Source organism: Spirosoma lituiforme, from assembly GCF_054776635.1.
The window spans coordinates 1-8810 of the sequence record NZ_BAAHBO010000024.1 but is presented as its reverse complement, the minus strand read 5'-3'; the positions used below and the strand labels follow the sequence as shown (position 1 = coordinate 8810).

Annotated in this window: 13 protein-coding genes; 7 read left to right on the top strand and 6 right to left on the bottom strand. The window is 43.5% G+C overall.

From position 1 onward, the window contains the following. Positions 1-43: 43 nt before the first annotated feature. The gene (locus ACYU87_RS27305) at positions 44-1018 is read right to left on the bottom strand and encodes a RepB family plasmid replication initiator protein (protein ID WP_461137178.1); all 975 of its coding nucleotides are present in this window, start codon (positions 1016-1018) and stop codon (positions 44-46) included. A gap of 507 nt (positions 1019-1525) precedes the next feature. After that, positions 1526-2248, bottom strand: a complete 723-nt coding sequence (locus ACYU87_RS27300; RefSeq protein ID WP_461137177.1) for a hypothetical protein — start codon at positions 2246-2248, stop codon at positions 1526-1528. A gap of 253 nt (positions 2249-2501) precedes the next feature. On the opposite strand from ACYU87_RS27300, the gene ACYU87_RS27295 reads away from it, so the two are divergent. Both ACYU87_RS27295 and ACYU87_RS27290 read left to right on the top strand, forming a co-directional pair. After that, complete coding sequence (locus ACYU87_RS27295; RefSeq protein WP_461137176.1) at positions 2502-2777, top strand: hypothetical protein; 276 nt, start codon at positions 2502-2504, stop codon at positions 2775-2777. Positions 2778-2874: 97 nt separating this feature from the next. After that, positions 2875-3339, top strand: a complete 465-nt coding sequence (locus ACYU87_RS27290) for a hypothetical protein (RefSeq protein WP_461137175.1) — start codon at positions 2875-2877, stop codon at positions 3337-3339. A gap of 83 nt (positions 3340-3422) precedes the next feature. On the opposite strand, the gene ACYU87_RS27285 is transcribed toward ACYU87_RS27290, so the two are convergent. Then, the gene (locus ACYU87_RS27285) at positions 3423-3926 is read right to left on the bottom strand and encodes a hypothetical protein (protein WP_461137174.1); all 504 of its coding nucleotides are present in this window, start codon (positions 3924-3926) and stop codon (positions 3423-3425) included. A gap of 225 nt (positions 3927-4151) precedes the next feature. Between ACYU87_RS27285 and ACYU87_RS27280 the strand changes: the two genes are divergently transcribed. After that, complete coding sequence (locus tag ACYU87_RS27280) at positions 4152-4586, top strand: DUF4262 domain-containing protein (protein WP_461137173.1); 435 nt, start codon at positions 4152-4154, stop codon at positions 4584-4586. A 611-nt stretch (positions 4587-5197) separates the two neighbouring features. Continuing rightward, positions 5198-5569, top strand: a complete 372-nt coding sequence (locus tag ACYU87_RS27275) for a hypothetical protein (protein WP_461137172.1) — start codon at positions 5198-5200, stop codon at positions 5567-5569. A 5-nt stretch (positions 5570-5574) separates the two neighbouring features. Here ACYU87_RS27275 and ACYU87_RS27270 read toward each other — a convergent pair whose 3' ends face one another. Further along, positions 5575-6192 (bottom strand): outer membrane beta-barrel protein, encoded by a 618-nt coding sequence (locus tag ACYU87_RS27270; protein ID WP_461137171.1) that lies wholly within the window; start codon positions 6190-6192, stop codon positions 5575-5577. Positions 6193-6424: 232 nt separating this feature from the next. On the opposite strand from ACYU87_RS27270, the gene ACYU87_RS27265 reads away from it, so the two are divergent. The 3 genes from ACYU87_RS27265 to ACYU87_RS27255 are packed head-to-tail and all read left to right on the top strand — an operon-like array spanning position 6425 to position 8278. Then, on the top strand, positions 6425-6781 hold the full coding sequence (locus ACYU87_RS27265; protein WP_461137170.1) for a plasmid mobilization protein: 357 nt from the start codon (positions 6425-6427) through the stop codon (positions 6779-6781). Then, entirely contained in the window at positions 6778-7662 is an 885-nt protein-coding gene (locus ACYU87_RS27260; RefSeq protein WP_461137169.1) for a relaxase/mobilization nuclease domain-containing protein, read from the top strand. The genes ACYU87_RS27265 and ACYU87_RS27260 overlap by 4 nt, the downstream gene beginning before the upstream one ends. 1 nt (position 7663) lies before the next feature. After that, positions 7664-8278, top strand: a complete 615-nt coding sequence (locus tag ACYU87_RS27255; protein ID WP_461137168.1) for a hypothetical protein — start codon at positions 7664-7666, stop codon at positions 8276-8278. On the opposite strand, the gene ACYU87_RS27250 is transcribed toward ACYU87_RS27255, so the two are convergent. Continuing rightward, positions 8275-8463 carry a hypothetical protein gene (locus ACYU87_RS27250; protein WP_461137167.1) on the bottom strand — a complete coding sequence of 63 codons (189 nt, stop codon included), beginning with the start codon at positions 8461-8463 and terminating at the stop codon, positions 8275-8277. The two genes, ACYU87_RS27255 and ACYU87_RS27250, sit on opposite strands and share 4 nt — an antisense overlap. Continuing rightward, positions 8447-8734 (bottom strand): BrnT family toxin, encoded by a 288-nt coding sequence (locus tag ACYU87_RS27245; protein WP_461137166.1) that lies wholly within the window; start codon positions 8732-8734, stop codon positions 8447-8449. The genes ACYU87_RS27250 and ACYU87_RS27245 overlap by 17 nt, the downstream gene beginning before the upstream one ends. Positions 8735-8810: the final 76 nt, after the last annotated feature.

Sequence of the window (8810 nt, the reverse complement as noted above, 5' to 3'; positions counted from 1 at the left end):
CTGGTCGATAATGTGGGTTTTGTTGCCCTTATCCCATTGAAAGTCAGGCATTATTTTTTGTTTTTGGTTCTTTCAGTCCTAAGCGAGTGAGCAGATAACCGGCCACATTCTTTTCAACTTTGACTTTTCCTGTCTGCAACTCGTAGGCAAACTTATTGACTTCCTGAATCAGTTCGGCGGAGTTCATGATTTGATTCAATACATCGGCCCGTTTGATGTTCCACTTTTCCAGTAAAAGCCGGACATTTTGATACTGGCTTTCGGAAATCCCTACCGGAGCAGCTCTTACTTTAGTAAGTTCATCCTTGACCGGCAGAGCAATGGACAAGGGTTGAGCTTTAACATCAAAGGTGATGCTTCTGAAACTACGGCCCTTCTTTTGAAGAGTGTAATTGATGTGTAAATCAGTATGTTGATTGATTTGCTTAACTGACTCATCTAATACTCTCTTTCTGAACATTGAAAATGGACCATATTCTTCTTCCCCTTTCTCGTTGACCAGTCCAATCATGCGTTTTAAATCCTCAATAATGTACTCCGGTGTTTGCCCTTTATCTTTCCATTGGTTACACAAAGTATAGATACGTTTGGCATGTTTACTGCCTAAGCGCAGGGCCGAATAGAGTTGAAAAGAGGTAAAAGTAGCTTTCAAATCGAATAGATACGGCTGAATAGTCCGAGTGAATTCAACCTCAATAACCCCCGTTCCATGAACATAATCTACCCTATCAAACATCCACATTTGCCGCCATACCTGCCTGCCTTTCTTGTCAGTCTCATTGGGTATTTCAAACATACGGCTACCCATACCTTCGGTGGCTAGGCGCAATTTTTGGTAGTCATACTTTTTCCCTGTTAGCTTACTCATTTCAATTACTGACACCTCATAAACTCCATCCGGTTGATTCTTACGAAGTCTTGAAAGTAAGTACAGAAAGATGTCTAATTGCAACTCTGAATACTCATAACGAGCATTTGTAATAGCATTATGTTGCCGTACCTGTATAGCGGTTTCCATTAATCTTCAGAGATTTATGGGTAAAAATAACAAAAATATAAAACAGTTTAAATATACTGTTTCTTTTCACACACCAAACGTTTCTTTTTCACACACCAAACGTTTCTTTTCACACACCAAACGTTTCTTTTCACACACCAAACGTTTCTTTTCACACACCAAACGTTTCTTTAAAGCCTCATAAGAAACTGATTTTCAAATAGTTGCAGCCTCTACAAATAGTACAAATAGTACAAATACACAAAATTTGTGTTGAAAAAAAACGGCTTTTAGGGAGCTGTCACAAACCAAAAAAAAGCTGACACCAAAAAATATTAAAGGGTTAAGAAAAAGCAGAAAAAAACAAAAACACCAAAGAAGTGAAAAGGGCAGGAGGGGGCAAACTATAAATTTAGTTAGTAAATGCATTTTTTAGTATTTAACTAACTAATAATGAACTGTTTAAGCACGAGTTTTCGTGCCTGTCAAATAGGCAATTCTTCATGATGTCAAACCAGTTGATCGGTCTTACTGGTTAGTAAAGTGGTAGCGTAGACCCAGGCCGATACCGCCCAGAGCAGAGCCCGAATTATTGACCGAAGCCTGCTGACTCGTGCCATTCAGTTGATACCTAATTTGGGTTATTAAGATGCGACTCAACCCATAAACTTGGCCCCATTGCAGCAGCAAATCGATTTTATGGAAGGGAAGCCCTAATTCAATGCCTGTATAGAGAGCTAACGAATAGTGATTCAGCAAAGTTGAATGGCCTGCTAAACTCCATCCCGATCCCGTTTGGGTGAATGTGACTTTCTCGACGCCTTCGGCTGCGGCAAACTGGTTGAGTAAACCCGTCTTTAAAGCGAGTCGGACTCTAGGGGGATGCCGGGGAAACAGTAGCCGGGTTACATCTTGGCGTAGGCCGATAGGAATAGACCATACCCCTATGCCGTTAGTCGCCGAGAAGCCATTGAAAGGAGCTAATTGTAAGGCTGTCGCTTGGGGAATTTGGCGATAGCCTAGGCCTGATTCTACAACTAACCCCTGTTCATTGAGTGATCGGCCCAAGGCTAGACGCCCCGTACCCGTTGGCACGCTAAACCCTGGTTTGAGTAGATGACCCGGATCGTTGGTCTGGTACCGAGCAAAAACCAACTGTGCTTCTACGCCCACTTGCCACTTATCTTGTTGGGCCTGAGTATAAATTGTGGTTAAAAGGAGTATTGCGGTTGTGAGTAAAGTAGGCTTCATGAGTAGCAAAACTAACCGATTTTGGTCTATTTAATAGTCCGTTCTTCTCCCCTTTGAAATTTGTACTATTTGGAGATGTGTTGTATAAGAGTTCTTATGTTAAGAAACTATTCCAAGAATCAACCTTTGAAAACGGAGCGCAAAACAGGGAAAACAGAAGCCGCAAAACTGGCTAGAGTTACCAGTCAACAGATCCGACATAAAGTAGTATTTTACGGCTAAAAGGTCACTCCTGAATTGAACGCCTACCGTGATGGAAAAGGAATTTGAGGCAAAGAATCTCGTGCAGTTTCGCCTGACGGGTACCCCCGATGGTACCCTGCTGGTGAGTTTTTACCAACTTGATGTCTTTAACGAGCAAGCCGTCAACTGGCATATCGCCAGCTTACTGGTAGAAAATAAGATGAATCGGGATGTGCTCTACGAAGGTAATTTGCAGAACAACACGCACTATCAAGCGGCGATTTACAGGCTTTTGGAGCGGGTCAATCAGTACGTCAACTGTGTGCGGATCGAGCGAGTAAAGTAGCTATTTAATCGACTTTTGTTATCATAACAAGGATTATACAACAGAAACCTTGATTGGAACTTTCAACCATTGTGTCTTATCAAGGGTCATATCTAGTATGAAGAAATCAACTGTATTACCAATGCTATTCATATTGCTATTCGTATTAGCATGCAGAAAGCCGTTTTGTGAAGATCACTCCGATCAGCTGTCAGGTGAAGCCATTCGGTATATGGAGAAGCTACCAGTACCCTACGATCAGAACATTGGTGATTTAGGGAGATTTGGTATTCGAATTTCAGATTATCAACAATATCAAAAAGTCTTTCGCACCGCTCCGGGTGTGGCTTTAGATAGTATTGACTTCAGTAAATACGAGTTATTGGGTTTATCAACGGTGAACAAAGGTAGTCGTAGTAGCTACATACGTGATGTTAAAAAAGATGATGCTAATAAGACTATAATCTATACTGTGACGGAGGAGTACTGTATGCGTTCGTCCCCGGTAGATGGAAAGAGTAACCTCGTACTAGTTGATAGATTACCGTCTGATTACCGAGTCGAGTACAAACGGAATCAGTAAGCATTTGGCTCATGCTATGCTGTGGGTTACATTGCCATTTATCTCTTGATTAACATAATTGCACTTATATAACAAAACTTTTACTACCAATAAGCCGCTTTCTCAGGCGACAAAGCAACCCAACAGTCAATTTCTATTTTGGTATCCTCACCATTTTGAAAGTTAGATCCTAGGATGTCAGATTCGGCTCTCACTATAACGTGATAGTTGTCTTCTTTTTTAGCTACAAACTCAATACTACTATTCCATAAATCTTCATGGGTGTATATGTAGATGTTATAAAGGTTGCCTACAATATCATCATAGACGTCAGTCTCTTCTTTGAAGGTAGAACCAACAAGGTTATTTGCTTTATAATTAAGTAACTTATACTGAATTTGTAGAGTTACTTCTTTAGCGTTAAGAGCATCATTATCTTCTGGTTGATCTATGTAATAATTACCTGCATCTTCAAGCTCCAATCGTTCCGATCTGGCATATAGGCATATTATAAAGAAGTCACCAACTGGCAAAATCGAGATGCCCCCTGAAGTTATTTCTCCAATGACGTTTATCTCTCCGGCAATAAGTCTTATTCTTCCGTTCAATGTAAATTTCTTTAGTTTCTATTAAGAATGATAGTTGTGCTAATTTAGCTTTATTCACATAACATAAAGTTAGTTATACAACAGGTCTAGGTAAAGTACAAAGAACTGCCCCACAGTAAGTTAGTACTATTTCTAGACCTGTTGTATAACTATTTTTATGTTATTCGACTTTTCAAATTTGTTCTTCAAAATCTAAGAAAGACCAACCCTGTAAGAATTCAATTTATGAGTAAAGAGATCCGTCAACAAATAGCCCAGCAAATAAGCAAATATAGGTGGATGGTTTTCAATATCGTTGATAAGAGCTTGCCCCCATTTTCATATACAGTAGGGTTACAAGAGTCCTTTAATCACGCTGAAATCATTATATCTGGTTTAGAAAAGGAAGATGCTCATGCCATACTGAACGATATAGGCAATGGTATTGCCGAAGGAATTCAACGAGAAGAAAATGTACTGTATGACGACATTCTTGATGATCGACCCTGTTATTTTAAAGCTGTGCTGCCGGAGATGTATGAGGAATATTTAGGGCGTGCTGTTTTGTATTATGAAAATTCAGATTTTCCCGTCCTTCAATGCGTATGGCCAGATCAAGACAGCCAGTTTCCCAACGACAAAGGGTATGATATTCCAGACCAAGAAATACTGTACAAATAGCAATGACCTTTGTTATATAAGTGCCATTATGATAACCCAAGGCTATTTCTATTCTATTTTAATCACTCCTGACTGCTTAGTAATAGAATAGTGGTAATGATATCTACTCCAAGCCGCAACCGATAACCAAAAAGCATTTGGGGACATCTCTTTGTACGTTATACTGCGAAAATCGTAGCCGTAGTAATACGTTTTACCTAACTCTAAGACTAAGTATACTAGTTGACCGCTAGGATCTTTTAAGCCTAAGCTATCTGAATCCGTTTCGATCAACACATACCCGATTTTGGTGCCTGATGCAGTTTTTAAGACATTATCAGGGTCTATAGCGAGGTGTAAGTTAACGTAGGGGTTATACAGATATAGTTTAGTGGTTGGTCTAGTTTGCCCCTTTAATAGCTGCGTAGAGCATCCGAATGTGATCAACACGATCAATAAAAGTCGCATATAGTGCCGTCAAAATTGTTGTATAATCTGACTTATGATAACCAATTTACTATGTTAAACAGAACTCGAGTAGTGTTAAACATAATTCAGGTTTTGTTTAACACTATTTAAATCACTAACTTTCTCTACTTTAGCTGTTAAACAAAACGTTTAACAAAACTCAAATGGCTGAAGAAGGTAGTTTAACAGAACTCGAGTTAAGTCAAACACTTGATGAAGATACAGCAAAAACGAAAGGTAAAGGTGGTCGAACTCGGCGAGCCCCTGATGTCGGTATCTGGGCTGTACGTGGAGTTGACTTAGAAACTCGATCCATCATTGAGAAAGGAGCAAGCCGAGCGGGTAAAACGATGGGCCAATATGTGAATGAGGATATCCGTAGCTTAGTCCAAGGGCAGCTCACCCAAAGTCAACTACCAGCCGCCCCGGTTGATATTCAAAACCAGATCGACCACCTAACCAAGATGGTTGAAGGCATTGCCAACCGAATGCCTGAGCAGGGTAGGAGTTCTTTCTGGAGACGGTTATTCGGGTAATGTTTTTACTTACCTAAAAACAATTGAAAGCCTATGCCCAAGGATAAATTGCGTGTATCACTAATATAGGAGCCGGGTGCGTATTGAGTATTTGTGGTAGTTTCTTCTAAATGACTGACATTATAGTTTAGGTTGAGGGCTAAGGCAATCGTCGAGTTTACAAAATAAGCTAGTCCTAGTGTTGGCATGAGCATACTAGAGTGGCCTTTAGTCTCACCAGTATTCATTCCCGCCGTATCGTTACTCTCGACTTTTCCAGTAATGCCGCTATAGCTGTAGGCAAAACCAAGATAGGGCTTAAGATTAGTCTTGCCAAAGTAGTATCGTGCGAAGGGGGACAGGCCAATCGTAAAGTTTGAGCTTTTATTAAAGTAATACCCTACATATTCCGATTTCTGGGTTCCACCACTAATGGGTAGTCCTGCTCCCAAGACGAGTCCATTGGTAATAAAGTAGCCTGCCGCTGGAGTCAAACTGGCCTTGAACGAGTTGAATTGATCCTGGTGCTGATAGGTTAGATTCCCCAGCTCGGCCCCTATTGTCCATCTGCCTTTTTGAGTTTGTGCCTGACTGATTAAGGATGGGGCTAGGGTTAGTAGTAGTAGAATTAGTCGTGTTTTCATTGAGTGCTTTTTTCAGTAAAAGTAACACGGCAGATGTGACTCATATGTTAAAAAAGAATAAAACTACAGCTCTGTTTGTGAAAAAGCTGACGCGTGCTTATTTTGCTACGAATTGCGTAGCCAGCCATGTTTACTACCTTAAAAACTCTCCTTACGTCGAGCTTTTGCGGTAGTAAACGGCTGTCCCCCCTCCGACTGTCGGGGGTGAAAAAACCGCTCGCTCTGCTTGCTTATGAACCCATCTGAACCGGTAAAAAAGAAGGGTGGTCGCCCACCCAATGCCCAGAAACGGGATAAGAAAATCAACCTCTATGTGACGATTTTAGAGGAGTTGGCCATCAAGAAACGGGCCGAGCGAGCGGGGCTCAATCTGTCGGATTATTGCCGCCAAATCGTGTTGACGGGCCAGGCTCAGGTGCGGCTAACTCCCCAGGAAAATGAGACGTTGAACCAAGTCGCTCGGCTGGGGAATAACCTCAATCAGATCGCTCACAAAGCGAACGCCGACGGTATCCGCAGCATCGCTCTAGAAGCGCACCGGCTCCTTCAGCAGTTAAGCCAACTCTTAGATAAACCCGCTGATCTATGATCGCCAAGACGACTATTGGCCGTAGCTTCAAAGGGTGTTGCGCTTACAATATGCACAAGGTGGAAATGGGCAAAGGCCAAGTGCTGATGAGCCAGGGCGTACGGGATTATGAGCTGAACCCGATGGTGGCCGACTTCACCCGGCAGGCCAAGATGAATCCTGAGCTAACGCGCAGCGTCTGGCATACGGCCATCAGCTTTGATCCTAAGGACGAAGCCCGATTACAGCTTCAGCCGGAGTTAATGAAGGCCGTGGCCAGCGAGTACCTGAAAGGCATGGGTCTAGATCAATCTCAATACGTGGTGATCCAACACCAAGATACAGCTCACAGCCATTTTCACATCATTGCCAATCGGGTGGCCAGCAACGGCCAAAGTATTAGTGATAGCCATAATTACAACCGCTCGGAGAAGATACTACGGGAGATCGAGCAAAAGCACAGCCTAACGCTGATGAAGGAGCAGGGCTACCGGCTCAGTCTGGAGCACGTACCGGAGCGGGACCGCTACCGGCTGGAAATGCGCGATGAGGTGCGCCAAAGCCTAGAACGTTCGACCACCAGCGCCGAATTGAAAGCGGATCTAGCCCAGCGTGGGATTGAGGTGATTGTGAACCGGGATCAGGCGGGTAAAGCCCGTGGGTTAAGCTTCGAGCGGGTGAGCCAGACTGATAACGGGGAAGAAATCAAGGTGGCTTTTAAGGGCTCCAAATTGCATCAGAGCCTGAGTTTGGGCCACATCCAAGAGCAACTCCTGGAGAATAGTCTAAAACGGACTTTAGAGCTTTCCAAGAAGCAGGAGCTAGATAAGTCTATTGGCCTGGAGAAAGGGCCGCAAATCGAAGATAAACAACTAAAACAGGGCCGTGGCCTAGGTATGTGAGATGAATACGAATGAATTAGTGAGCGAATTGCTGCAAGCCCTGATCGAGGATGTAAAGAAACTTCAAACCAAGTTAGACAAATGGCCGAATCAGGCCCCGCCGGATTATCGGGACAGTATCAACGAGCTAGCCAAAGCAGTGCAGGGTTTACAACAAAGTCAATCCAAACAAACAGCCCCTGCCATCGACCTGACGCCCATCACCAGCCGACTCGACCGGCTTGAACAGGCTCATCGGCAATCGCCTGAACGCAAGATGAGCCAATACCTACAGGTGGGGGCTTACGGGTTCGGGCTGATGGTGGTCCTCCTGGCCACGGTCACTTGGCAGGCCTGGAGTTTGCGGGGTGAACGCGATAAGTACCTGGAAGCCTTCACTAGGGATAATTGGCGGGTTCGTTACACCAAGCAAGTCAATCCCGAGTATTACAGCTACATGGAAGGGGTATATGCCAAAGACGCCGGTGCGGTGATGAAATGGACACTTGAACAGGAGCAGGCCGACGAAAAACGAGTTTTAGCCCGTGAAGCCGCTGAGCAAGCTAAGGCTCTGTCCGATCAGGCTAACCAGCTTGAAGGAAAAACGATGACAAAGGGGAAAAAGAAAGCTAACTAAGCTTGCTTAGCTTTTTCGATGGCTAATACTTCCGCCAGGGTCATATAGGGGCCCTGGTGAGTAGCCCAAGCTTCGCCCGACTCGGCCATTTCCTGCTCCGTCATACCGTTCTTAATGACCTCTATCCGCTTTGGCGCTGATGCCGCAGTTACTTTTTTATTCGGGTTTTTAGGTGATTTGAGCATAGCGTTCTCGTTCTTTTTGGCTGGCAGGCCGACAACTAATGGGCCGAATTTGGCCATTTCTAATTGAAAAAGCAACGTATAAAATGCGGTTTAGGTTGCTTTTGGCTATCGCTTTATAGCGTTGTTCCCCGTACTGATCAATGCGGTCGGGCAAGGGGGCAAAGGCTGGATCATCAAATAGGCTTTCTATTTCGTCAATGGTATTGGCTCGAATTGGGTACTGGTCGATAATGTGGGTTTTGTTGCCCTTATCCCATTGAAAGTCAGGCATTATTTTTTGTTTTTGGTTCTTTCAGTCCTAAGCGAGTGAGCAGATAACCGGCCACATTCTTTTCAACTTTGACTTT